General features: G+C 71.4%; 25 protein-coding genes. 16 read left to right on the top strand and 9 right to left on the bottom strand.

Annotated elements, in window-relative coordinates:
• Positions 1-68 precede the first annotated feature (68 nt).
• Positions 69-1,178, top strand: coding sequence for a DUF2786 domain-containing protein (locus ACYQ8Q_RS26015; RefSeq protein ID WP_460068220.1), 1,110 nt, complete (start codon positions 69-71; stop codon positions 1,176-1,178).
• Between the two features lie 6 nt (positions 1,179-1,184).
• Here the strand turns inward: ACYQ8Q_RS26015 and ACYQ8Q_RS26020 are convergent, their stop codons facing one another.
• The 4 genes from ACYQ8Q_RS26020 to rpmB all read right to left on the bottom strand — a co-directional run bounded on the left by ACYQ8Q_RS26020 (position 1,185) and on the right by rpmB (position 3,824).
• Complete coding sequence (locus tag ACYQ8Q_RS26020) at positions 1,185-1,730, bottom strand: DUF4232 domain-containing protein (RefSeq protein WP_460068221.1); 546 nt, start codon at positions 1,728-1,730, stop codon at positions 1,185-1,187.
• Positions 1,731-1,825: 95 nt separating this feature from the next.
• Complete coding sequence (locus tag ACYQ8Q_RS26025; RefSeq protein WP_460068222.1) at positions 1,826-2,347, bottom strand: hypothetical protein; 522 nt, start codon at positions 2,345-2,347, stop codon at positions 1,826-1,828.
• A gap of 920 nt (positions 2,348-3,267) precedes the next feature.
• Positions 3,268-3,573: a 30S ribosomal protein S14 gene (rpsN, locus tag ACYQ8Q_RS26030; protein WP_460068223.1), complete on the bottom strand. Its 306-nt coding sequence runs from the start codon at positions 3,571-3,573 to the stop codon at positions 3,268-3,270.
• A gap of 14 nt (positions 3,574-3,587) precedes the next feature.
• Positions 3,588-3,824 (bottom strand): 50S ribosomal protein L28, encoded by a 237-nt coding sequence (gene rpmB / locus ACYQ8Q_RS26035; RefSeq protein ID WP_460068225.1) that lies wholly within the window; start codon positions 3,822-3,824, stop codon positions 3,588-3,590.
• Positions 3,825-3,886: 62 nt separating this feature from the next.
• On the opposite strand from rpmB, the gene rpmG reads away from it, so the two are divergent.
• The 5 genes from rpmG (at position 3,887) to ACYQ8Q_RS26060 (ending at position 6,610) form a co-directional block, all read left to right on the top strand.
• Positions 3,887-4,051, top strand: coding sequence for a 50S ribosomal protein L33 (gene rpmG / locus ACYQ8Q_RS26040; protein ID WP_037717627.1), 165 nt, complete (start codon positions 3,887-3,889; stop codon positions 4,049-4,051).
• 2 nt (positions 4,052-4,053) lie between these two features.
• Positions 4,054-4,317, top strand: a complete 264-nt coding sequence (locus tag ACYQ8Q_RS26045; RefSeq protein ID WP_460068227.1) for a type B 50S ribosomal protein L31 — start codon at positions 4,054-4,056, stop codon at positions 4,315-4,317.
• Positions 4,314-5,555, top strand: a complete 1,242-nt coding sequence (locus tag ACYQ8Q_RS26050) for a CobW family GTP-binding protein (RefSeq protein WP_460068229.1) — start codon at positions 4,314-4,316, stop codon at positions 5,553-5,555. Before ACYQ8Q_RS26045 ends, ACYQ8Q_RS26050 begins: the two co-directional genes overlap by 4 nt.
• A 4-nt stretch (positions 5,556-5,559) precedes the next feature.
• Complete coding sequence (gene rpsR, locus ACYQ8Q_RS26055) at positions 5,560-5,793, top strand: 30S ribosomal protein S18 (RefSeq protein WP_460068230.1); 234 nt, start codon at positions 5,560-5,562, stop codon at positions 5,791-5,793.
• 598 nt (positions 5,794-6,391) lie between these two features.
• Positions 6,392-6,610 (top strand): DUF397 domain-containing protein, encoded by a 219-nt coding sequence (locus ACYQ8Q_RS26060; RefSeq protein WP_052183895.1) that lies wholly within the window; start codon positions 6,392-6,394, stop codon positions 6,608-6,610.
• A 103-nt stretch (positions 6,611-6,713) separates the two neighbouring features.
• Here the strand turns inward: ACYQ8Q_RS26060 and ACYQ8Q_RS26065 are convergent, their stop codons facing one another.
• The gene (locus ACYQ8Q_RS26065) at positions 6,714-7,193 is read right to left on the bottom strand and encodes an ATP-binding protein (RefSeq protein ID WP_460068231.1); all 480 of its coding nucleotides are present in this window, start codon (positions 7,191-7,193) and stop codon (positions 6,714-6,716) included.
• Between the two features lie 375 nt (positions 7,194-7,568).
• Here ACYQ8Q_RS26065 and ACYQ8Q_RS26070 point away from each other — a divergent pair, with 375 nt between their 5' ends.
• The 3 genes from ACYQ8Q_RS26070 (at position 7,569) to ACYQ8Q_RS26080 (ending at position 10,614) form a co-directional block, all read left to right on the top strand.
• Positions 7,569-8,393: a helix-turn-helix domain-containing protein gene (locus ACYQ8Q_RS26070; RefSeq protein ID WP_460073491.1), complete on the top strand. Its 825-nt coding sequence runs from the start codon at positions 7,569-7,571 to the stop codon at positions 8,391-8,393.
• Positions 8,394-8,514: 121 nt separating this feature from the next.
• Positions 8,515-9,975 carry an aldehyde dehydrogenase family protein gene (locus tag ACYQ8Q_RS26075; RefSeq protein WP_460068233.1) on the top strand — a complete coding sequence of 487 codons (1,461 nt, stop codon included), beginning with the start codon at positions 8,515-8,517 and terminating at the stop codon, positions 9,973-9,975.
• A gap of 60 nt (positions 9,976-10,035) precedes the next feature.
• Complete coding sequence (locus ACYQ8Q_RS26080) at positions 10,036-10,614, top strand: PadR family transcriptional regulator (RefSeq protein WP_460068235.1); 579 nt, start codon at positions 10,036-10,038, stop codon at positions 10,612-10,614.
• On the opposite strand, the gene ACYQ8Q_RS26085 is transcribed toward ACYQ8Q_RS26080, so the two are convergent.
• Positions 10,611-12,011: a glutamate decarboxylase gene (locus ACYQ8Q_RS26085; protein WP_460068236.1), complete on the bottom strand. Its 1,401-nt coding sequence runs from the start codon at positions 12,009-12,011 to the stop codon at positions 10,611-10,613. The genes ACYQ8Q_RS26080 and ACYQ8Q_RS26085 overlap by 4 nt on opposite strands.
• Positions 12,012-12,293: 282 nt before the next feature.
• On the opposite strand from ACYQ8Q_RS26085, the gene ACYQ8Q_RS26090 reads away from it, so the two are divergent.
• Entirely contained in the window at positions 12,294-13,061 is a 768-nt protein-coding gene (locus ACYQ8Q_RS26090) for a MerR family transcriptional regulator (protein WP_460068238.1), read from the top strand.
• Between the two features lie 20 nt (positions 13,062-13,081).
• Here the strand turns inward: ACYQ8Q_RS26090 and ACYQ8Q_RS26095 are convergent, their stop codons facing one another.
• Positions 13,082-13,447, bottom strand: a complete 366-nt coding sequence (locus tag ACYQ8Q_RS26095) for a YbjQ family protein (RefSeq protein WP_460068240.1) — start codon at positions 13,445-13,447, stop codon at positions 13,082-13,084.
• 138 nt (positions 13,448-13,585) lie between these two features.
• Here ACYQ8Q_RS26095 and ACYQ8Q_RS26100 point away from each other — a divergent pair, with 138 nt between their 5' ends.
• The gene (locus tag ACYQ8Q_RS26100; protein ID WP_460068241.1) at positions 13,586-14,410 is read left to right on the top strand and encodes a DedA family protein; all 825 of its coding nucleotides are present in this window, start codon (positions 13,586-13,588) and stop codon (positions 14,408-14,410) included.
• 121 nt (positions 14,411-14,531) lie between these two features.
• Here the strand turns inward: ACYQ8Q_RS26100 and ACYQ8Q_RS26105 are convergent, their stop codons facing one another.
• Positions 14,532-16,124, bottom strand: a complete 1,593-nt coding sequence (locus tag ACYQ8Q_RS26105) for a threonine/serine exporter family protein (protein WP_460068243.1) — start codon at positions 16,122-16,124, stop codon at positions 14,532-14,534.
• 112 nt (positions 16,125-16,236) lie between these two features.
• Positions 16,237-16,728, bottom strand: coding sequence for an inorganic diphosphatase (locus ACYQ8Q_RS26110; protein ID WP_055637912.1), 492 nt, complete (start codon positions 16,726-16,728; stop codon positions 16,237-16,239).
• 124 nt (positions 16,729-16,852) lie between these two features.
• On the opposite strand from ACYQ8Q_RS26110, the gene dacB reads away from it, so the two are divergent.
• The 5 genes from dacB to ftsH all read left to right on the top strand — a co-directional run bounded on the left by dacB (position 16,853) and on the right by ftsH (position 23,771).
• Positions 16,853-18,469 carry a D-alanyl-D-alanine carboxypeptidase/D-alanyl-D-alanine endopeptidase gene (gene dacB, locus ACYQ8Q_RS26115; protein ID WP_460073492.1) on the top strand — a complete coding sequence of 539 codons (1,617 nt, stop codon included), beginning with the start codon at positions 16,853-16,855 and terminating at the stop codon, positions 18,467-18,469.
• Between the two features lie 79 nt (positions 18,470-18,548).
• Complete coding sequence (locus ACYQ8Q_RS26120) at positions 18,549-19,682, top strand: zinc-dependent metalloprotease (protein WP_460068246.1); 1,134 nt, start codon at positions 18,549-18,551, stop codon at positions 19,680-19,682.
• Positions 19,683-19,887: 205 nt separating this feature from the next.
• Positions 19,888-20,931 carry a tRNA lysidine(34) synthetase TilS gene (gene tilS, locus ACYQ8Q_RS26125; protein WP_460068248.1) on the top strand — a complete coding sequence of 348 codons (1,044 nt, stop codon included), beginning with the start codon at positions 19,888-19,890 and terminating at the stop codon, positions 20,929-20,931.
• A 54-nt stretch (positions 20,932-20,985) separates the two neighbouring features.
• On the top strand, positions 20,986-21,546 hold the full coding sequence (gene hpt, locus ACYQ8Q_RS26130; RefSeq protein WP_358996210.1) for a hypoxanthine phosphoribosyltransferase: 561 nt from the start codon (positions 20,986-20,988) through the stop codon (positions 21,544-21,546).
• A 185-nt stretch (positions 21,547-21,731) separates the two neighbouring features.
• Positions 21,732-23,771: an ATP-dependent zinc metalloprotease FtsH gene (ftsH, locus tag ACYQ8Q_RS26135; RefSeq protein ID WP_460068250.1), complete on the top strand. Its 2,040-nt coding sequence runs from the start codon at positions 21,732-21,734 to the stop codon at positions 23,769-23,771.
• Positions 23,772-23,830 lie beyond the last annotated feature (59 nt).

The following is a 23,830-nucleotide window of genomic DNA, read 5'->3' on the forward strand; positions in this document are numbered from 1 at the left end:
TGTCAACCTCGGGTTGTCAGTGGGTGGGGGTGTGTCCGTCCTCCTCGCGCGCGTGACACGATCGACGGGTGAGCAGCACCGTCGACACAGCCTTCCGCGCCGCCCTCTACGACACCGTGGACACCGCCCTCGACACCGGCGCCTCCCTCCTCGCCGCCGACCCCGCCGCGGACGCCGAACTCGACCGGCGCGGCAGGGAGTTCGTGGCGGCGGCCTGGCAGCGCGGCTGGCAGCCGGCCGATCTCGTCCGGTTCGTGCGGCGGGAGCTGGAGGACGTCCACGTGCGCGTGCTGGCCGCGCTCATCCGGGCCCAGGCACCGGACGACAAGGCGCGCGGCCCCCGCTGGACCGCCCAGCTCACCGAGCTGCCCGCCGAGGCCCCGGCCCGCACGGACCGCTTCTCGTACGCCACCACGGTCCTGGAGCTCTACCGCCTCCTGCTGCGCCTGCCCTCCCTCGAACCCCTCCAGGAGCCCCGGCCGGGGCCGGGCCGGCGCTCCGACTCCCGCATGCTCACCCGGATCCGCGCGCTGCTCGCCAAGGCGGAGGCCACCGGCTATCCGGAGGAGGCGGAGGCGCTCACCGCGAAGGCGCAGGAGCTGATGGCCCGGCACAGCGTCGACGAGGCGCTGCTCGACGCCGGAGCCCCCGACCCGGACGCGCCCGCCGCCTGCCGGATCGGGGTCGAGCCGCCGTACGAGCAGGCCAAGGCGATGCTGCTGGACGCGGTCGCGTCCGCCAACCACTGCCGGGCCGTCTGGAACGAACCGTTCTGCTTCTCCACGGTCGTCGGCTTCGAGGCCGATCTCGTGGCGGTGGAGCTGCTCCACACCTCGCTGCTGGTGCAGGCGCAGTCGGCGATGGTGAAGGCGGAGGCCGCGCAGCGGGCCGGCGGACGCAAGCGGACCAAGACCTTCCGGCAGTCCTTCCTCGCCGCGTACGCCCATCGCGTGGGGGCGCGGCTCGCCGAGGTCGCGGCCGCCACCGAGAGCGCGGCGGGCAGGGATCTGCTCCCGGTCCTCGCCACCCGGGAGGTCGCCGTCACGGCCGCCGCCGACCGGATGTTCCCGGACACGGTCACCACGCGGCTGCGCGGCGTCACCGACGAGGCGGGCTGGACCGAGGGAGCCGAGGCCGCCGACCGGGCGCAGGTCGCCGCCCGGCCGCGGCTCCCGTGAGACGGGTCAGTCGCCGGCCTGCGTGAAGGCGCCCACCGAGGCGTCCGGTGCGCCCGCGCTCTTCAGCGAGACGTCGCCGTAGGACCAGGGGAAGCTCTCGGTCCTGTCGGAGCCCGGCAGGCTGAACTCCGCCGTCTTCACGGCGAGGCTCTGGTCGCCGCTCTCGCCGCGCACGTAGGTGATCGTGAAGGTGACCGTGCCCTGTTCCGGGACGGTCACCTCCTGCTTCTGGGCGGCCGGGTCCTGCGGCACGCTCGCGGGGTCGCCGCCGGTGGAGAGGCCGACGGTGGGGAAGCCGTCCAGGGTGCACTCGGCGCCCTTGTTGGTGAGGGTGACGGTGACGTTGCCGGTGTCCCCGGCGGCGGGGGCGGCGTCGACCGGGCCGACCTCCTGGCCCAGGCCGTCGAAGGAACAGGCGGAACCGGCGGCCGTGCCGGCGGACGCGGAGGCCTTGCTCCCGCTCTCGTCCGAGCCGCTGTCGTCACCGCCGGAACAAGCGGTGAGCAGCAGGGCCGCGGCGAGGGCGGTGACGGTGATCGGAACGGCGCGCATGAGGGGTCCCCTGAGGTGTGTGGCGGTGCTGGAAGGATCATCACGTACGCGCACGGCACCTCGCCGCGCGCCCCCACCCCCACCCGCGCCCGCGCTCAGGAGCCGGTCCCGGCCGTCGGCAGCCCCGAGGGCAGCTTGCCGTCCTCCGCCTTGGTGAACGTCTCCTTGCCCGCCGCGCCCGACCAGGTCACCTTCATGGTGTCGCCGTCGACCGAGTCGACCATGCCGGTCGTACGGTCCTTGGAGCCGGTGGGGCACTTGAGGTAGATCATCTTCATGCCCGCCGACGCGCTGGCGGTCCCGCTGCACACGGTGCCGCCGGTGGCGAACAGGGCGGCCTGCTTCCCGGTGACGATCAGCGCGACGGAGTCGCCGTCCGCCGTGGTCAGCCAGTTGCCCTCGAGCTCGTTCGACGCGGCCTCGGTGGCGCCGTCCGAGGCGTCGGCGGTCCCGCCGGTGCCGGCGGTCGCCGTGGCGGCGTTCGCGGACGGGATCGCCGAGGATCCGTCGTCGTCGGACCCGCCGCCGCACCCGGTCAGCGCGAGCGCGCCCGCCAGCGCCGCCACGGCCGCGACGGCCCGACGGGACATGCCGCGCGAGTAGATCGCCGAAGTCACTGCAAGCTCCCAAGCTGTAGCCGGACGGACCGGACGGGAAGGACCGCAGCAAGCTACCAGCAGGCCCCACCGAAACCCTGGGCGCGACCTGTGACCTCCAAGCCCCCACCTGTGACCAGAGAAACGAACAGCGCACCCACGGCCGCCCCCCGGCGGACCCGGGCCGGGAAGGGCTGGGGCTTACGTCGGGACGGGCTGGGGGCTGGTGGCGGAGTTGGCGGGGGATCTACGGCGACACGAGCAGGAGGGTCACGGCGGAACGGGCGGGGCTTGCGGCGGAATGGGCCGGGGACTTACGGCGGAACGGGCGGGGGCCTGCGGCGGAATGGGCCGGGGACTTACGGCGGAACGGGCGGGGGCCTGCGGCGGAACGGGCCGGGGACTTACGGCGGAACGGGCGGGGGCCTGCGGCGGAATGGGCCGGGGACTTACGGCGGAACGGGCGGGGCCTACGGCGGAACGGGCCGGGGACTTACGGCGGAACCGGCGGGGCCTGCCGCCGAACGGGCCGGGGACTTACGGCGGAACGGGCGGGGGCCTGCGGCGGAATGGGCCGGGGACTTACGGCGGAACGGGCGGGGCCTACGGCGGAACGGGCCGGGGACTTACGGCGGAACCGGCGGGGCCTGCCGCCGAACGGGCCGGGGACTTACGGCGGAACGGGCGGGGCCTGCCGCCGAACGGGCCAGGGCCCAGGGGGAAGGGCGGGCAGGGACGTCCTGCGGAACCCGCCGCGGCCCCCCCGGCCGGGCCGCGCGCCCCCGCGCGCGGACCCCGCCGCCGCCCCACGACCGTGCGGACCGCGTACCCCCGGCACCGCCCCGCCCCGCCCCCACCACACAGCCTCCGCCCCCGCCCCCGCCCCCACCACACAGCCTCCGCCCCCGCCCCCGCCCTGCCAGGAAGCCTTCCGCCCCCGCCTACCAGGAAGCCTTCCGCACCCCCGGCAGATGCCCCGCGTGCGCCTGCTCTCTCAGGCCCAGCCGGGACAGTCCGAACGCCCGGAGGTACCCGCGCGGCCGCCCGTCCACCTGGTCCCGGTTGCGCACGCGCGTGGCGCTCGCGTCCCTGGGCTGCCGGCCCAGTTCCCGCCGGGCGGCCAGCCGCTCGGCCTCCGTCGAGGAGGGCCGCCGCAGGATCTCCTTCAGCTCGGCCCGCCGCTCGGCGTAGCGCGCGACCGTCTCCCGCCGCTGCCCGTTCTTCGCGATCTTGCTCTTCTTCGCCATCGGACCTCGCCCCTTCAGACCCGGATGCCGCGGGCGCGGATCCGCGCCACCGCCGCCTCGACGCCGATCGCGTCGACCGTCTTGATCCCCCGCGCGCTCAGCCGCAGCCGCACCTGCCGCCCCTCGCCGGGCAGCCAGTACCGCTTGGACTGGACGTTCGGGTCGAAACGGCGGGACGTCCGCCGGTGGGAGTGCGAGATCCGGTTGCCGAACCCGGGCTGCGCCCCGGTCAGCATGCAGTGCGCGGACATGGGTGACGCACCTCTCTCTGCCAGCTATCGCTAATGGATGTCATTTTCAGTAACATAGCAGCATGGCACGCAACGAACTCCGCCCGGTCGTCAAGCTCCGGTCCACGGCGGGGACCGGCTTCACGTACGTCACCCGCAAGAACCGCCGCAACGACCCGGACCGTATGACCCTCAGGAAGTACGACCCGGTCGCCGGCCGCCACGTCGACTTCCGAGAGGAGCGCTGACCATGCGCGAGTCGATCCACCCCGCGTACGGCCCGGTCGTCTTCCGTGACCGTGCCGCGGACTACACCTTCCTCACCCGTTCCACCCTGTCGGCGACGGCCGGCGGCAGGACGATCGAGTGGGAGGACGGCCGCACCTACCCGGTCGTCGACGTCGAGATCTCGAACGTCAGCCACCCCTTCTACACCGGCACCGCCCGCGTCCTGGACACCGCCGGCCGCGTCGAGCGCTTCGAGCGCCGGTACGGGAAGCGGGGCGGTTCGTGAGCCTGTCCGTCGTGATCGTCGGCGGGCTGCACGCCGACGCCCGCCGGGCGACGGTGGCGCGCCTGCTCGCCGACGTCCCGGACGGCGTCGTACTCCACCACGACCTGTCGACGGCCGCCACCGGCACGGTCGTACGGACCGTCCGCGACGCCGGCGGAGTCCGCTCCGCCGGCGAGACGCCCCTGATCGACGACTGCGCCTGCTGCGCGCTGCGCGAGGACCTGGTCCCCGAGCTGCGCCGGCTGGCGCGGGACGGCACCACCCGGCTCGCGATCGTCGAGCTGTGGGACTCCGTGGAGCCCAAGGCCATGACCGAGGTGGTCGTGGCCGGCGGCCTCACCGTCACCGGAGTGATCACCGCCGTCGACCCCGCGCTGCTGCTGCCGTACCTCGGCAACGGCGACGACCTCGCCGACGTGGGCCTGGCCGCGGCCGCCACCGACCGGCGGACCGTCGCCGACACCTTCGCCCGGCAGCTGGAGTACGCCCCCGTGCTGGCCGTCGTCGACTCCCCGGAGGCCGACGACGAGGACCGGGAGCTGCTCGCCCAGCTGCATCCGACCGCCCGCCGGATTCCCGTCCCGGGCGGCCACCCCGGGGATCCGGCGGGCCCCGGGGGTGCGGGGGGCAGGAGGGGCGCGCAGGAGGAGGCGGCCGGTGCATCCGCACATGCATATGCATCCGGCACTTCTCCTCGCCCCTCCGTGCTGGCGGCGGCCGCCCTCGCCGGTTTCGACGTCGAGGCGGCCTCCGCCGCACAGCACCCCGCCTGCGCGCTGCTCCCCGCCGAGGCCGACGCGCACGGTGTCGCCACCTTCGTATGGCACCGGAACCGCCCCTTCCACCCGGAGCGGCTGTACGCCGCGCTGGAGGACCTGACCTGTGCCGCCGCCCGCAGCCGGGGCCGGTTCTGGCTCGCCGACAAGCCCGACGTGCTGCTGCACTGGGACGCGGCGGGCGGCGCCCTGTGCGTGGAGTCGGCCGGCCCGTGGCTCGCGGCGCTCCCGGACGCGGCCTGGGAGCTGGTCCCGCCGGTGCGGCGGGCCGCCGCCGCGCTGGACTGGCACCCCGAGCACGGCGACTGCTGCCAGCACCTGGTCTTCACGTCCCCCGGCCTCGACCGCGACGGGCTCGAACGGCTGCTGGAGGCCTGTCTGCTCACCGACGCCGAGTACGCCGGCGGCCGCGACGCCTGGAAGCGGCTGCCGCCCGCCTTCGACACCCTCCTGGAGGTCTGACCCCGTGCCCCGCAAGGCCGACCGCAAGCCCGCCGGGCCCCGCCCCAACCCCCTCGACCGGGCGGGTGTCGTCCACATCGACCACAAGGACACCGACCTGCTGCGGATGTTCCTGTCCGACCGGGGCAGGATCCGCAGCCGACGGGTCACCCGGGTCTCCGCCCAGCAGCAGCGACTGCTGGCCCGCGCGATCAAGAACGCCTGCGAGATGGCCCTGCTGCCGTACGGCGGCCGCTGAGCCTGAGACGCTCGCAGCCGTACGAGGGAAACCGGTCGACCCGTCCAGACCGGCTGGACATCGTCCCTCCCACGCCTCGGCCGGACGGCCGAGGCGGCCGGCTCCTCCGGTCCGGCCGGATTCGCCCCCGTGTACGACCATCAGGGTCGTGCACGGGGGCGAGCGCTTTCCGCGTCCACTCCGCCCCCGGCAAGGCCATATCCGGATCCTCCGGGCGGGGCCCGCGGAACCCCCACGTCCGGAGGAACGTCCACCGGATGGACCGGAGTCCTCGCGTCCGCCTTCCAGGACCGCACGAAACGGAGGAAAACGGCGCTGGTCAGGGGTGCCGGTGGAACATGACGGGCGTGCCGAGCGTCTGTTCCTAGTGCGCGAGTGGTTCGATCCGGGACTACTTCCCGGCCGGGTAAAGCGCGCGTCAAAGCTGTAACCGCGCCACCACCCCGCGTGCACGTGCATCTGCTCATGCAACTGCACATGAACGGGGTTATGATCCGGGACAGTTGACCACGGCACCAATGGCCACACGAGCCAGTGCACCACCAGGGAGCGACCTGTGGACCACCACGTTGACGGGGGGCACGACGTGTACAACGGCATGACGGCCACACAGCTGTACGGGGTTGCCTGGCAGAAGAGCCGGCACAGCAACTCGCAGGGATCCTGCGTGGAGTTCGCGCGACTGCCCGGCGGAGACGTGGCCGTGCGCAACTCGCGCTTCCCGGACGGCCCCGCGCTCGTCTACACGCGGGCCGAGATCGAGGCGATGCTGCTGGGCATCAAGGACGGCGAGTTCGACCACCTCATCGCGAGCTGACGCCCCGGCCGCTCACGCCGTAGCGGCGGTCAAACTCGTCAAACCCGCATCAATGGGTTCACAACGCGCGTAGAACCGCGGCGCCGAAGTGCGCCGCGGTGCGTCATTCGGTGGGGGTGTGCAGCCGGAACAGCGCCCAGACCACCTTGCCGCCGAGGCTGCCCGACAGCGGGTGCCAGCCCCAGCCGTCGGCGAAGGAGTCGACGAGGAACAGGCCGCGGCCCGACTCCGCCGAGAAGTCCTCGCTCTCCTGGGGCAGCGGGCTGTCGTGACTGGGGTCGCGCACCGCGCACACCAGCCGCTCGGTCCACCGCATCAGATGCAGCCGCACCGACGGGCTCTGGTCCGCCGGCAGCGGGGCCGCCTCGGGCAGTCCGTGCCGCAGCGCGTTGGTCACCAGCTCCGAGACGACCAGACAGATGTCGTCGAAGCGGTCGCCCACGTCCCACTGGCCCAGGGTTCTTCTGGTGAACTGGCGGGCCTCGCGCACCGCTTCGAAGCGGGCGGGCAGTGCGCAGGACGCGGCGTTGGACACGGCCGCGGGATCAAGCGGCGGAAGGCCCTGCCGTAACGGCTCGAGCATGGTCGATCCATTCGTCCCCATGCGAGGCACTCCCGGGATTCGCGGTCGTTGCGATGCAGCGGTGGCGCGAGACCATGGTTTCCGATGCGCACGGCGGATGCAAGGGCAGATGCACGTGCACGTGACCGAAATGGACCCGCCCGTACCGCTTCTTGGCCATTTTTTCCGCCATCTTCTCGTCGTCCGGGGCCCGTTCCCTTGCTTTCTCCTCACTCTTCCCTTGCGTAGCTCTGTGCGTATCCTTTGGCTTCTTTCCATCTCTGTAATCGGACGAGTACTGCTCGAAGTGTTTTAGTGGCAGACTGCGGGCGCAGAGGACCGTTGGGGAGGCTGGCGAACGTGAGCGCGGGAGAGCCCGGATCGGTGGTGCGGCGGATGCTGCTCGGCTCGCAACTACGGCGACTGCGTGAGGCACGCGGGATCACGCGGGAGGCGGCGGGCTACCACATCCGGGCGTCGGAATCGAAGATCAGCCGGATGGAACTCGGCCGGGTGAGCTTCAAGACCCGCGACGTCGAGGACCTGCTGACGCTGTACGGCATCACCGACGACATGGAGCGCCAGGCCCTGGTCGGACTCGCCCGCGAGGCCAATGTGGCGGGCTGGTGGCACAGTTACTCGGACGTCCTGCCCAACTGGTTCCCCACCTACGTCGGCCTGGAGGGCGCGGCCTCGCTGATCCGCGTCTACGAGGTGCAGTTCGTGCACGGTCTGCTCCAGACCGAGGCCTACGCCCACGCGGTCGTCTCCCGCGGTATGAAGGGCGCGAGCGCCGCCGACATCGACCGGCGCGTGGCGCTGCGCCTGGAGCGGCAGAAGTACCTGGTCGCCGAGAACGCCCCCGACTTCCACATCGTCCTCGACGAGGCCGCCCTGCGCCGGCCCTACGGCGACCGCGAGGTGATGCGCGGTCAGCTCCAGCATCTGATCGAGATCTCCGAGCGGCCCAACGTACGGCTCCAGATCATGCCGTTCAGCTTCGGCGGGCACTCCGGCGAGTCCGGCTCCTTCACCATCCTCGGCTTCCCGGAGTCGGACCTGAAGGAGGTCGTCTACCTGGAGCAGCTCACCAGCGCCCTCTATCTCGACAAGCAGGAGGACGTCGCCCAGTACGAGCACGCGCTGAAGGAGCTCCAGCAGGACAGCCCCGGACCCGACGAGAGCCGGGACCTGCTGCGTGGCCTGATCCAGCTGTCGTAGGACCGGTGCCTGAGGGTTTCCCCTCGAGAAGCCGGGGAACGTCCCAACCCCTTTGAAACACACGTACGATGACGTGTGATCAGATCGTGACGTCGATCGCAGCAGGGGATTGAGGGATCACATGTCGTCCTACTTCACGGACCTGGCGCAGCAGTACATCGACGGTAAGTGGCGTCCAGGGACGGGGTCCTGGGACATCATCGACTTCAACCCCTACGACGGCGAGAAGCTCGCCTCGATCACCATCGCCACCGTCGACGAGGTCGACGAGGCCTACCGCGCCGCCGCCCGCGCCCAGAAGGAGTGGGCCGAGACCAACGCCTACGCCCGCCGCGCGATATTCGAGAAGGCGCTGCGGCTGGTCGAGGAGCGCGAGCAGGAGATCGCGGACGTCATCATCGCCGAGCTGGGCGGCACCCGACTGAAGGCCGCCTTCGAACTCCACCTCGTCAAGGAGTTCCTGCGGGAATCGGTCAGTCTGGCGCTGCGCCCGGAGGGCAAGATCATCCCGTCGCCGGTCGACGGCAAGGAGAACCGCCTCTACCGGGTGCCGGTCGGCGTCGTGGGCGTCATCAGCCCCTTCAACTTCCCGTTCCTGCTGTCCGTGAAGTCGGTCGCCCCGGCCCTGGCGGTCGGCAACGCCGTGGTGCTCAAGCCGCACCAGAACACCCCGATCGTCGGCGGCACCCTGGTCGCCAAGCTGTTCGAGGACGCCGGGCTGCCCGCCGGTCTGCTGAACGTCGTCGTCACCGACATCGCCGAGATCGGCGACGCGTTCATCGAGCACCCGATCCCGCGCGTGATCTCCTTCACCGGCTCCGACAAGGTCGGCCGCCACGTGGCCACCGTCTGCGCCGCGCACTTCAAGCGCTCCGTCCTCGAACTGGGCGGCAACAGCGCGATCGTGGTCCTCGACGACGCGGACGTCGACTACGCCGTCGACGCGGCGGTCTTCAGCCGCTACGTCCACCAGGGCCAGGTCTGCATGGCCGCCAACCGTGTCCTGGTCGACCGTTCCCTCGCCGACGAGTTCACCGAGAAGTTCGTCGCCAAGGTGCGCGGCCTCAAGGCCGGCGACCCGCGCGACCCGGAGACCGTCATCGGCCCGGTGATCAACTCCCAGCAGGCGGAGTCGCTCACCTCGGTCGTCGAGCAGGCGCTCGCCGAGGGCGCGACGGCGCTGCTGCACGGCACGACCGAGGGCAACCTCGTCCAGCCGTCCGTCCTGACCGGCATCCCCGCCGGTTCCGCCCTGCTGCAGCAGGAGGTCTTCGGCCCCGTCGCCTTCCTCGTCCCCTTCGACGGCGAGGAGGAGGCGCTGCGCCTGGTCAACGACACCCCGTACGGCCTCAGCGGCGCGGTCCACACCGGGAACGTCGAGCGGGGCGTCGCCTTCGCCAAGCAGGTCGACAGCGGCATGTTCCATGTGAACGACGGCACCGTCCACGACGAGCCGATCGTGCCCTTCGGCGGTGAGAAGAGCTCCGGCGTCGGCCGCCTCAACGGCGAGACGACCCTGGAGGCCTTCACCACCACCAAGTGGATCTCGGTGCAGCACGGCCGCAGCCGCTTCCCCTTCTGAGCCGGACGCCGGTCCGAGCCGAGTGCCGGTCCCTGGGCCCCGGGTCATAACCTGGGGCCCATGTCAGCGATCCGTCTTCTCGTGCTGGGCGCGGTGCGCCTGCACGGGCGGGCCCACGGCTACCAGGTCCGCGGCGACTTGGAGTACTGGGGTGCCCACGAGTGGTCCAACGCCAAGCCGGGCTCGATCTACCACGCCCTGCGGCAACTGGCGAAACAGGGGCTGCTGCACGAGCACGAGACGGCCCCCTCCACGGCCGGCGGCCCGCCCCGCACCGAGTACGAGATCACCGAGGCGGGCACCGAGGAGTACTTCCGTCTGCTGCGCGAGGCGCTGACCTCCTACGACCAGAAGACCGACGTCAAGTCGGCGGCCATCGGCTTCGTCGTCGACCTGCCCCGCGCCGAGGCCGTGACCCTCCTCAAGGAGCGGATCCGCCGCATCGAACGGTGGCGCTCCGCGGTCGTCGAGCACTACGACCCCGCGGGCGGCCCCCAGCAGCTCGGCCACATCGGCGAGATCATGAACCTCTGGGTCCACACGGCCGACGCGGAGGCCGAGTGGACCCACGGCCTGATCGACCGCATCGAGACCGGCGCCTACACCTTCGCGGGCGAGGGCGTACCGGACACGCCCTAGTGGTGGAAGCTGGTCGCCGCGGTCTTGTCGCGGTCCAGCGGGCCCGACTGGCGGCGCAGCTCCGGCAGCAGCCGGGTGAGGTCCTCCACGAACAGGTCCGCGAGGTCCTCCGAGAAGCCGTTGCGGCACACCACCCGCAGCACGGACAGGTCCTCCCGGTTCGGCGGGAAGGTGTACGCCGGGAGCAGCCAGCCGCTCTCCCGCATCCGCCGCGACACGTCGAACACGTCGTACGACGTGATGTCCGGCGCGGTCGTGAAGGCGAAGACGGGCAGCTCGTCGCCCCGGGTGAGCAGCCGGAAGTCGCCGAGGGCCTCCACCTTGTCGGCGATGCCCCGGGCCACGTCCCGGGTGGTCTGCTGCACGGTCCTGAAGCCTTCGCGGCCGAGCCGCACCAGCGTGTAGTACTGGGCGACCACCTGGGCGCCGGGCCGGGAGAAGTTCAGCGCGAACGTCGGCATGTCGCCGCCCAGGTAGTTGACCCGGAACACCAGTTCCTCGGGCAGCGCCTCCTTGTCGCGCCACAGCGCCCAGCCGACCCCGGGGTACACCAGCCCGTACTTGTGTCCGGAGGTGTTGATCGACGCCACGCGCGGGAGGCGGAAGTCCCACACGAGGTCCTCGTCGAGGAAGGGCGCGACCATCGCGCCGGACGCGCCGTCCACATGCACCGGGACGTCGAGGCCGGTGCGCTCCTGGAGGGCGTCCAGGGCCGCGCACAGCTCGGCGATGGGCTCGTAGGACCCGTCGAAGGTGGAGCCCAGGATGCCGACGACCCCGATGGTGTTCTCGTCGCAGCGGTCGGCGGCGGCCTGTGGGTCGAGGTGGTAGCGCTCGCCCTCCATGGGGATCAGCCGGGGCTCGACCTCCCAGAAGTTGCAGAACTTCTCCCAGCACACCTGGACGTTGACACCCATCACCAGGTTCGGCCGGGCCCCGGAGTCCGGATGGCGCTTGCTCCAGCGGCGCTTGAGCGCCATCCCGGCCAGCATGCACGCCTCGCTGGACCCGGTCGTCGAACAGCCCACGGCCGCGGACGGGTCCGGCGCGTTCCACAGGTCGGCGAGCATCGCCACACAGCGCCGCTCCAGCTCGGCGGTGCGCGGGTACTCGTCCTTGTCGATCATGTTCTTGTCGCGGCACTCCGCCATCAGCACCCCGGCCTGCGGCTCCATCCAGGTGGTGACGAAGGTCGCCAGGTTGAGCCGGGAGTTGCCGTCCAGCATCAGCTCGTCGTGGACCAGCTGGTACGCCGCCATCGGCGCCAGGGGGTTGTCGGGCAGCCGGTGCTTGGGCGGGGCCTCGGTCATACCGCTGACCGGATTGGCCTCGCCGTAGAAGGGGTTCAGGGACAGCGGGCGCTCGTCGGGCTTCTCGGGACCTTTGTGCAACGCCATGGGGGCCTCCTGAAAGGTCGAACGGGTGGCGGCGGACCGGAGTTCCGTCAGCACCGGACGGCGGCGCCTGGGCGGGGCCTCGGCGGCCCGGGGCGAGCCACGGGCCCACGGGCCCACGGGCCCACGGGCCCACAATAAGCGGACGAAACGGACGTGACATCCGGACGGGTGACAGTCTGTGACGGGACGCCCGCCCGGCCCCCGTGCCCCGGGCTTGCACCTCACGCCACGTGAGGACCCACCGTGGACCCCGTACGGACGCACACGGAAGGAGCGGAGGACGTGAGCTACTCCGTAGGACAGGTCGCCGGATTCGCCGGCGTCACGGTGCGCACCCTGCACCACTACGACGAGATCGGCCTGCTCGTGCCGGGCGACCGCAGCCACGCGGGCCACCGGCGCTACGACGACAGCGACCTCGACCGGCTCCAGCAGATCCTGTTCTACCGCGAACTCGGCTTCCCGCTCGAAGAGGTCGCCGCCCTGCTCGACGACCCGGCCGCGGACCCGCGCGCGCATCTGCGCCGGCAGCACGCCCTGCTGACCGCCCGGATCGAGAAGCTCCAGAAGATGGCGGCGGCCGTCGAACACGCCATGGAGGCACGCACAATGGGCATCAACCTGACACCCGAGGAGAAGTTCGAGGTCTTCGGCGACAAGGACCCCGAGCAGTACGCCGAGGAGGCGGAGGCCCGCTGGGGCGGCACCGAGACCTACGCCGAGTCCCGGCGCCGCGCCGCCCGCTACACCAAGGACGACTGGAAACGCATCCAGGCCGAGGTCGACGCCTGGAACGAGCGGTACGCCGCCCTGATGGCCGCCGGGGAGCCGCCCACCGGGGAGGCGGCCATGGACCTGGCCGAGGAGCACCGGCGCCACATCGGCACCTGGTACTTCGACTGCCCGTACGCGATGCACCGCGGCCTGGGGGAGATGTACGTCTCCGACGAGCGCTTCAAGGCGTTCTACGACTCCCTGCGGCCCGGTCTCGCCGAGCACCTGGAGGAGGCCATCCGGGCGAACGCGGACCGAGGGGGCCCGAACGGCTGACGCCCGCCCCGGCCCGGGGCTCAGTCCCGGGCCAGGACCACCGCGGTCCCGTACGCGCACACCTCGGTGCCCACGTCCGCCGCCTCGGTCACGTCGAAGCGGAACATCAGCACGGCGTTGGCGCCCCGCGCGCGTGCCTGCTCGACGAGCCGCTCCATGGCCTGGTTGCGGGTCTGCACCAGGGTCTTGGTCAGCCCCTTGAGCTCACCGCCGATCATCGACTTCAGGCCGGCGCCGATCTGGCTGCCGAGGTGCCGTGAGCGCACGGTCAGGCCGAAGACCTCGCCGAGGACCTCCTGCACCCGGAACCCGGGCACATCGTTGGTGGTGACGACCAGTACGTCCGGCTCGGGCCCCTGGCCGCCGCCGAAATCATCGATGCCCATGTTCACAGCTTTGACCGGGGAGGGGCACAGTGCATCCTGGGAGAAGCCCTGGGAACCTGGTCCTGTGGCGCTGCGTTGATAGTTTGGGGCGGTCCCGCCGCCGCACCGACCGCCCTCACCCCTCAGGAGCCCGGAACCGTGACGACCCTTGCCCTCGGACCGAGCTGGCTGGACCCCAACACCCTGCTCGACAACTTCGGCATCTGGGGTCTGCTGCTCATCGTCTTCGCGGAGTCCGGTCTGCTCATCGGGTTCTTCCTGCCGGGTGACTCGCTGCTGTTCACGGCCGGCCTGCTGATCACCTCGAACCAGCTGGACTTCCCGCTGTGGGCCGCGATCGCGCTGATCTGCGTCGCCGCGATCCTGGGCGACCAGGCGGGCTACATGTTCGGCAAGAAGGTGGGCCCTTCCCTCTTCAGCCGCCCGGACTCCCGTCTGTTCAAGCAGGAGAACGTCACCAAGGCGCACGAGTTCTTCGAGAAGCACGGCCCGAAGTCCCTGATCCTGGCCCGTTTCGTGCCCATCGTGCGGACGTTCACGCCGATCATCGCCGGCGTCAGCGGCATGAAGTACCGCTCGTTCCTGGTCTTCAACATCATCGGCGGCGTCCTGTGGGGCGCGGGCGTGACCCTCCTCGGCTCCTGGCTCGGCAACATCGAGTTCGTCAAGAAGAACATCGAGGCGATGCTCATCCTGATCGTCCTCCTCTCGGTGATCCCGATCGCCATCGAGTTCCTGAGGGCCCGCTCCCAGGCCAAGAAGAACCCGCCCCAGCCGGCCGCGCCGCAGCAGCAGTACCCGGTCATGGACGACGCGACGACCCAGCTCCGCCGCATCGACCCCCAGCCGCCCCAGCAGAACGACTACTACGCCCAGCCCCAGCCGTACGGCAACGACTACTACGGCGGCCAGCAGCAGCCGTACCAGCAGCAGTACCCGCACAACCAGAACCAGGGCTACTGACAGCGCCCCGAAAGGGGCGCGGGGCTGTATCGATATGCGGCTCCGCCGCGTGGGCGCGACAAGCCACACCACACCCGCACCCGCACACGTGCCGGACGCACCGAGTGAGGAGGCCCCGGCACTAGAACCCCCGCGTCCGCTTGGCGGCCCGGCGCTTCTCGGCGGAGCCGATCCGCAGGAACAGCCGGGACACCTCCGCACCCAGGTTCACCCCGATGGCGATCGCCATGGCCAGCGCCGCCGCCTTGGTCAGGGAGGCGAGCCCCGTGTCCACCTCGTTCTGCGCGATCGCCAGCAGCCCGAAGTAGACGGCCGACCCCGGCAGCAGGGGCCCGATCGCCGCGGTGGTGTACGGCAGCGCGGAGGCGAACCGGTACCGCGCGAGAAGCTGCCCGAACAGGCCGACCACGCCCGCCGCGACGGCTGTGGAGGCCACGGGCGAGATCTCGCCGGTGGAGTGCATGGCGCCGTACACACACCAGGCCACGCCCCCGTTCAGGGTGACGGCCAGCACGGTGGATCGTTCCTGCTGGAGCAGGACGGCGAAGGTGAGCGAGAGCAGCATCGAGGAGCCGATCTGCCACAGCGGCCGGTCGCTGCCGCCCAGGACCGCGTCCGGGTTGAGCCGGGCGCCGAGCTGGACGCCGACGTAGAGCATCACCAGCACCCCGACGACGATGCCCACGAACAGGTACATGACCTCCAGCAGGCGGGCCGCGGCGGTGATGTAGAAGCCGGTCAGCCCGTCCTGGACGCCCGCCACCAGCGCCCGCCCCGGCAGCAGCGCGAACAGCCCGCCGGTGATGACCGCGGACGCCTTCACGTCGACGTGTGTCAGCGTCAGCACGATGCCCATCGCGACCGACGGCATCGCGGCGACCAGGAACTGGTAGAACTCCGGCAGCCCGCGCCCCGCGCACAGCCAGGCCAGCCGGTCGCCGAGCATCGCGCCCAGCAGCGCCGCCACGAACACCACGGCGTCACCGCCGACCAGCACCGAGGCCGCCCCCGCGAGCAGCCCGCTCGCCCCGGTCAGCACCCAGGTCGGATACGGGTGCCGGTTGCGCCGGATCGCCGCGAGCCGCCGGTAGGCCTCCTCCAGCGAGACATGGGTCTCCGGGTCGCTCAGATCGTCCACGAGCCGGAACACGGCCGCCAGCCGGGTGTAGTCGGTACCCCGGCGGCGCACCGTCCGGGACGCCGTGACCGGGTCCTCCACCAGCGAGGGCTGGTACGAGATCGACAGCAGCGTGAAGGTGACCGTCGGCTCGCAGCGGTCCAGGCCGTAGGAGCGGCACACCGCGAACATCGCGGCCTCCACGTCCTCCGCGCCCTCCCCGCCCGCCAGCAGCAGCTCGCCGATGCGCAGCGTCAGGTCGAGCACGCGCGGGACGGCCGGACCGCCCTCCTCCGCCTTCCCGACCGGCTCCGGCGCGGGCCGCTCCGTCACCGGCATCCGCAGCATCGTGCGCATCCGGTCCTGCCAGGGCACGTCCTTGGTCAGGCTCACCACCGGCACCCCGCCGGGGGGCGTGAACGCGGGCGGAGCGCTGCGCGCGCTGTACGTGCTCGGCCGGCTGAACGCCGAGCCCTCCGCCTCCGGGGCGGGCGGCACCTCCACCCCTTCCGGGACAGCGAACTCGGAGGTCACCTCGGGGTCGTAGGACCCCCTCGCCTCGTCCGACTGCGGCTTGCGGTCCTCCGCCTCCGTCACTGCGAAACGCTCCCTGAACGACGCCTTCCGTGTGCCTCAGTATGGGCACGAGTACGCGCACGGACATACGAAAGGGCCGCACACATGCGCGTGCGGCCCCTCGATGGCGGGGTCAGTGACCGCCCTGGTCCTTGAAGCGCTTGTACGACCGCTCGATCTCGGCCTCGGCGTCGGTACGGCCGACCCAGTCGGCGCCCTCGACGGACTTGCCGGGCTCCAGGTCCTTGTAGACCTCGAAGAAGTGCTGGATCTCCAGGCGGTCGAACTCCGACACGTGGTGGATGTCGCGCAGGTGCTCCACGCGCGGGTCCGTCGCCGGGACGCACAGCAGCTTGTCGTCGCCGCCGGCCTCGTCCGTCATGCGGAACATGCCGATCGCGCGGCAGCGGATCAGACAGCCCGGGAAGGTGGGCTCGTCCAGGATGACGAGCGCGTCCAGCGGGTCGCCGTCCTCGCCGAGGGTGTTCTCGACGAAGCCGTAGTCGGTCGGGTAGGCGGTCGAGGTGAAGAGTCGACGGTCCAGGCGGATCCGACCCGTCTCGTGGTCCACCTCGTACTTGTTGCGCGAACCCTTCGGGATCTCGATCGTGACGTCGAACTCCACCGGTGGCTCCTCCATGATCAGCACATAGTTCTGGTGATTAAGTGTCCCTCACGCCGGTGTGTGATCGCGAAAGGGGCTGGTGGTCGTGCCGGAGCTGAGGCCTTGGCGAGCCGCGAGACCGCATGTGGTGCGGATCACGGACGCCGTACGACCGCGTCTGGCACGTGCCGCAGGGATCGTACGACCCTCTCTCGCGCGCGTTGCGGGGGCCGCCACGTCGCAGGTCGCACGGCTGACGCGGCTGGCCGGTCCACAGCTCGCGCGGATCACGAAGGCCGGTCCGCACGCCGGTTCCTGGCGGTACACCGCGGGTGCGGCGACCGCCGGTCTGGCGCTGGCCGCGGGCGTGGTGACCGCCGCCGGCCCCTGGGACGGCACCGGTCAGCGTACGGCCGAGCGGGACCGGGCAGCCGCCCTGGCACCCACGGGTGGCGCAGATCACGGCCGCAAGGACGATTCGTCCGGTACGTCCACCGCCGCCGCCGGGGCGCCCAAGCCCGCCCCCAGCGCCGCCGCCGTCCTCACCGGCCTCGGAGGCGCCGCAGGCACCGTGAAGTCCGCCCCGGACGCCCTGCCCACCACCACCGGCCTCAAGGCCGTCCTGGACCGCCTGCTCGCCGACCCGGCCCTCGGCGCCCGGCACACCGCCGCCGTCGTCGACGTGGCCACCGGCAAGCGCCTGTACGGCTCCGGGGCCGACACGGCGCTCACCCCGGCCTCCACCACCAAGATCGCCACCGCCGTCGCCGCGCTCTCCGCGATGGGCCCCGACCACCGCCTCACCACCCGCACCGCCCTCGAACCCGACACCAGGGAACTCGTCCTGGTCGGCGGCGGCGACCCCACCCTCACCGCCCGCGAGGACGCCCAGGGCTGGGCCAGTCTGCGCACCCTCGCCACGGCCACCGCCAAGTCCCTCAAGGCGCGCGGCATCACCCGGGTGACCCTCTCGTACGACACGACCCTCTTCGCCGGAACGCAGATTCACCCCATCGGGGTCAACCCCAACCTCGCGCCCGTCACCGCGCTGAGCGCCGACGAGGGCCGCACCGACGACTCCACCAGCGGACCCGTGACCCGGGTGAGCGACCCGGCCGCCGACGCCACCCGCAAGTTCGCCGCGTTCCTGGCCGCCGCCGGCGTCAAGTCCTCGGCCCCCGGCCCCTCGAAGGCCACCACGCGCGCGCAGACACTCGCCACCGTCTCCTCACCCCCGCTGTCCACGGTGATCGAACGCATGCTCACCAACAGCGACAACGACATCGCCGAGGCCCTCGCCCGCCAGACCGCCGTCGCGACCGGCGTCCGCGCCGACTTCGCCGGCGGCGGCAAGGCCGTCCGCGCCCGGCTCGACCAGCTCGGCCTGCCCGTCACCGGAGCCGTCTTCAAGGACGGCAGCGGGCTCGACCGCGCGGACCGCCTCACCGCGAACCTGCTCACCGCCCTCCTCGCCAAGGCCGGGGACCCCGCCCTCCCCGCCCTGCGCCCCGTCCTCACCGGGCTGCCCGTCGCGGGCTTCACCGGCACCCTCAGCACCCGCTACGCCGACGGCGCCGCCGGTGTCGTACGGGCCAAGACCGGCACCCTGACCGGCGTGAACACCCTCGCCGGCACGGTCGTCGACCAGGACGGCCGCCTCCTCGCCTTCGCCCTGCTCACCTCCGACACCACCGACCCGACAGCGGCCCAGACCGCCCTCGACAAGGCCGCGACGGCCCTCGCGGGCTGCGGCTGCCGATGAGAGCCGCCCGACCCTGACGTATCCCTGATCCACCCCTCGCGGCCTGCCCCAACCGGGACCGAGCACGTACGGTTGACGCATGACGAGCATCGGTGGTGCTGCTTCTGCTGGGATGGTCGACTGGAATCTCGCGGTCGCGACCGCGACCCGGCTCGTACGGCCGGGCCCCGAGGTCAGCCGGGACGAGGCCCGGACCGTCGTCGCGGAACTGCGCCGGCACGCCAAGGCCTCGGAGCACCACGTCCGCGGCTTCACCCGCATGGGCACCGAGGACACCCACGACACGCCGATCCTCGTCGTCGACCGCCCCGGCTGGGTCCGGGCCAACGTCGCCGGGTTCCGCGAGATCCTCAAGCCCCTCCTGGACAAGATGCAGGAGCGCCGCGGCGGCACCACGGGCGGCGCGGTCCTGGGCGCCGTAGGCGGCAAGGTCACCGGCGTCGAACTCGGCATGCTGCTCTCGTTCCTCGCCTCCCGCGTCCTCGGCCAGTACGAGACCTTCGCCCCCGCCACCCGCGAACTCCCCGCCGGCGCCAAGAACGGCGGCCGCCTGCTGCTCGTCGCGCCCAACATCGTCCACGTCGAGCGCGAACTCGACGTCGCCCCGCACGACTTCCGCCTCTGGGTCTGTCTGCACGAGGAGACGCACCGCACCCAGTTCTCCGCCGTGCCCTGGCTGCGCGACCACCTGGAGGGCGAGATCCAGTCGTTCCTCGGGGAGACCGACGTCGACCCCATGACCTTCCTCGAGCGCTTCCGCGAGGCCGCCCAGTCCCTCGCCGGCGGCCGCCCCGAGGGCGAGGAGGACGACGGCGGCCGCTCCCTCGTCGAACTCGTGCAGACCCCGGCCCAGCGGGAGATCCTCGCCCGCCTCACCGCCGTGATGTCGCTCCTGGAGGGCCACGCCGACTTCGTCATGGACGGCGTCGGCCCCGATGTCGTGCCGACCGTCTCCGAGATCCGCGAGAAGTTCCAGCAGCGCCGCGCCAAGGGCGCCTCCCGCCTCGACATCGCCCTGCGCAAACTGCTCGGCCTGGACGCCAAGCTCCGCCAGTACAAGGACGGCGAACGCTTCGTGCGGTCCGTCGTCGACCAGGTCGGCATGGACGGCTTCAACCGCGTGTGGACCTCCCCCAACACGCTCCCCACCAAGGCCGAGATCGCCAAACCCGCGGACTGGGTGGCGCGGGTGCACCGCAAGGCCGATTCATGACCCCGTACCGCGCGCCCCGGCGGAACACCGTGGACCGGACGCGGCCCATGGCAGGCAAACGCCCCTTCAATCACCCGTCCGAGGGACCGTGAGCCCACGACAGGCGTGCGATGCTCGGTGAGCGGCCCGGTTCTGTCACCATCTACACACTCTGAGTGACCGACCTCGGGCTCACCCCCCGAACTCATCTTGAAGGGAACCGGACATGGGTCCCCATCCAGCGGTCGCGGCGATACGCCTGGCGGTCCGCCGCGTCCTCCACGACATCCTCAACGACCACCGGCCCGCCGGCCCGGCCACCGGCGCCCTCGTACCGGCGCCGTACACCCGCCCGACCGCGCCCCTCGTCCTCGTGGCGTGCTCCGGCGGCGCCGACTCCATGGCGCTCGCCTCCGCACTCGCCTTCGAGGCCCCCCGGCTCGGCATCCGCGCCGGCGGCGTCACCGTCGACCACGGCCTCCAGCACGGCTCCGACCTGCGTGCCGCGGAAGTCGTCCTGCGCCTGCGCGAACTCGGCCTCGACCCCGTCGAGTCCACCGCCGTGACCGTCGGCCGCGACGGCGGACCCGAGGCCGCGGCCCGCGACGCCCGCTACGCCGCCCTCGACGCCGCCAGCGAACGCCACGGGGCCGCAGCGGTCCTCCTCGGCCACACCCGCGACGACCAGGCCGAGACGGTCCTCCTCGGACTCGCCCGCGGCTCCGGCATCCGCTCCCTGTCCGGAATGGCCGCGGTCTCGGGGGCCGACGGCCGTTACCGCCGCCCCTTCCTCGAACTCGACCGGCAGACCGCCCGCAAGGCGTGCATGGTCCAGTCCCTGCCCGTCTGGGACGACCCCCACAACGCCGACCCGGCCTACACCCGCTCCCGGCTGCGCCACGAGGGTCTGCCCGCCCTGGAGAAGGCCCTCGGCAAGGGCGTCGTCGAGGCACTCGCCCGGACGGCCCAGCTCTCCCGCGACGACGCCGACGCCCTCGACGGCTGGGCCCGCCGCGCCGAGGACTCCGTACGGGACGCGGCCGGCCTCCTGGAGTGCGCCAAGCTCTACGCCCTGCCGCCCGCCGTCCGCCGCCGCATCCTGCGCCGCGCCGCCATCGAGGCGGGCGCGCCGGCCGGTTCCCTCTTCGCGCGGCACATCGAGGAGGTCGACCGGCTGATCACCGGCTGGCGCGGCCAGGGAGCCATCAATCTCCCGGGCAAGGTCGTGGCCCAGCGGCAGGGTGGCAGACTGGTGATTCGGCAAGGCTGATTCCCGATCCTCCGCACGGAGGGTCCGGGCCGGCCGGTGGGACGACCGAAAGTGATGCGGGTGGACGCGAAAGACATGGGTGCCGACCTCCAGCAGGTGCTCATCACCAAGGAAGAGATCGACGCGAAGCTGGCCGAGCTGGCCGCGAAGATCGACGCGGAGTACGAGGGCAAGGACCTGCTGATCGTCGGCGTGCTCAAGGGCGCGGTGATGGTGATGGCCGACCTCGCGCGGGCGCTGTCCACCCCCGTCACCATGGACTGGATGGCCGTGTCGTCGTACGGCGCGGGCACCCAGTCCTCCGGTGTGGTGCGGATCCTCAAGGACCTCGACACCGACATCAAGGGCAAGCACGTCCTGATCGTCGAGGACATCATCGACTCCGGGCTGACCCTGTCCTGGCTGATCAACAACCTCGGCTCGCGCGAGCCCGAGACCCTGAAGATCTGCACCCTGCTGCGCAAGCCGGACGCGGCGAAGGTCGCCATCGAGGTCGAGTGGGTCGGCTTCGACATCCCCAACGAGTTCGTCGTCGGCTACGGCCTCGACTACGCCGAGAAGTACCGCAACCTCCCGTTCGTCGGTACGCTCGCGCCCCACGTCTACGGCGGCTGAACCCACCCGGTCACAGACCCGTAGGACGTACGGGAACCCCGGCGGCCCTCGCGCCGTTGGAGCATGCAGACGGGTTCGCCAGCCGGACCGTGCGGCTTCCCGCGACAAAGCTGGGGTACCGTCAGAAGAACTGTCTTATCAAACTCACTATGGCAGGAGGGACGGGGCGACACCGCTCCGTATGGATGGACGTGAAGCGATACTTCCGTGGGCCGGTCATGTGGATCGTGCTGGCCGTCCTTGCCGTGGTCGTGTTGATGCAGGTCGTCGGCTCGTCCGGCGGCTACAAGACGGTGGACACCGGCCAAGTCGTGGCGGCGATCAACGAGAACAAGGTCGAATCGGCCAAGCTCACCACCGGTGACGAGCAGACCATCAAGGTCACGCTCAAAGACGGCGTGAAGGTCAAGGGCAGCTCGAAGATCCAGGCGAGCTACATCGGCGACCAGGGCGTGACCATTGCCAACACGCTGCAGACCAAGTACCAGGACAAGCAGATCCCGGACGGCTACACGGTCTCTCCGACGAAGCAGAACGCCTTCGTCGGGATCCTGCTGTCCCTGCTCCCCTTCGTCCTCATCGTGGTCGTCTTCCTGTTCCTGATGAACCAGATGCAGGGCGGCGGCTCCCGCGTCATGAACTTCGGCAAGTCCAAGGCGAAGCTCATCACCAAGGACACGCCGAAGACGACGTTCGCCGACGTGGCCGGCTCGGACGAGGCCGTCGAGGAACTCCACGAGATCAAGGAGTTCCTCCAGGAGCCCGCCAAGTTCCAGGCCGTCGGCGCCAAGATCCCCAAGGGTGTGCTGCTGTACGGCCCGCCCGGCACCGGCAAGACCCTGCTCGCGCGCGCCGTCGCCGGCGAGGCGGGCGTCCCCTTCTACTCGATCTCCGGTTCCGACTTCGTCGAGATGTTCGTCGGTGTCGGTGCCTCCCGTGTCCGTGACCTCTTCGAGCAGGCCAAGGCGAACGCCCCGGCGATCGTCTTCGTCGACGAGATCGACGCGGTCGGCCGCCACCGCGGCGCCGGCCTCGGCGGTGGTCACGACGAGCGAGAGCAGACCCTGAACCAGCTCCTCGTCGAGATGGACGGCTTCGACGTCAAGGGCGGTGTGATCCTCATCGCCGCGACGAACCGGCCCGACATCCTCGACCCGGCGCTGCTGCGCCCCGGCCGCTTCGACCGCCAGATCGCGGTCGACCGTCCGGACATGCAGGGCCGACTGGAGATCCTCAAGGTCCACCAGAAGGGCAAGCCGGTCGCGCCCGACGTCGATCTGGCCGCCGTCGCCCGCCGGACCCCCGGCTTCACGGGCGCCGACCTGTCGAACGTGCTGAACGAAGCGGCGCTCCTCACCGCGCGCAGCGACAAGAAGCTGATCGACAACCAGATGCTGGACGAGGCGATCGACCGTGTGGTCGCGGGCCCGCAGAAGCGGACCCGGATCATGTCGGACAAGGAGAAGAAGATCACCGCGTACCACGAGGGCGGTCACGCCCTGGTCGCGGCGGCCTCCCCGAACTCCGACCCGGTCCACAAGATCACGATCCTGAGCCGCGGCCGTGCGCTGGGCTACACGATGGTGCTCCCGGACGAGGACAAGTACTCCACCACGCGCAACGAGATGCTGGACCAGCTGGCCTACATGCTGGGCGGCCGCGCGGCGGAGGAGCTCGTGTTCCACGACCCGACCACGGGCGCGGCGAACGACATCGAGAAGGCCACCGCCACCGCCCGCGCGATGGTCACCCAGTACGGCATGACCGAGCGCCTGGGTGCCATCAAGTTCGGCGGCGACAACACCGAGCCGTTCCTCGGCCGTGAGATGGCTCACCAGCGCGACTACTCGGAAGAGGTCGCCGCCCTGGTGGACGAGGAAGTCAAGAAGCTCATCGAGAACGCGCACAACGAGGCCTGGGAGATCCTGGTCGAGAACCGCGACGTCCTCGACAACCTGGTCCTTCAGCTGCTGGAGAAGGAGACGCTGGGCAAGGAGGAGATCGCCGAGATCTTCTCCGCCATCGTCAAGCGCCCGGCGCGCCCCGCCTGGACCGGTTCCTCGCGGCGCACTCCGTCCACCCGTCCGCCGGTGCTCTCCCCCAAGGAGCTGGCACTGACGAACGGCGCCAACGGTGCGACGCCCGCGATCTCCACCGCGAAGTCGACCGCGGCGGAGTCCGCCCCGGTGACCGAGCCCGCCCCGGAGGACCGCCCCGAGAGCTGACCCGGCTCCCGGAGCCGCCACCAGGCCCGGAATGGATGCCGCGCCCCCCAGGTTCTAGC

It is taken from the genome of Streptomyces sp. YKOK-I1, from assembly GCF_054660435.1.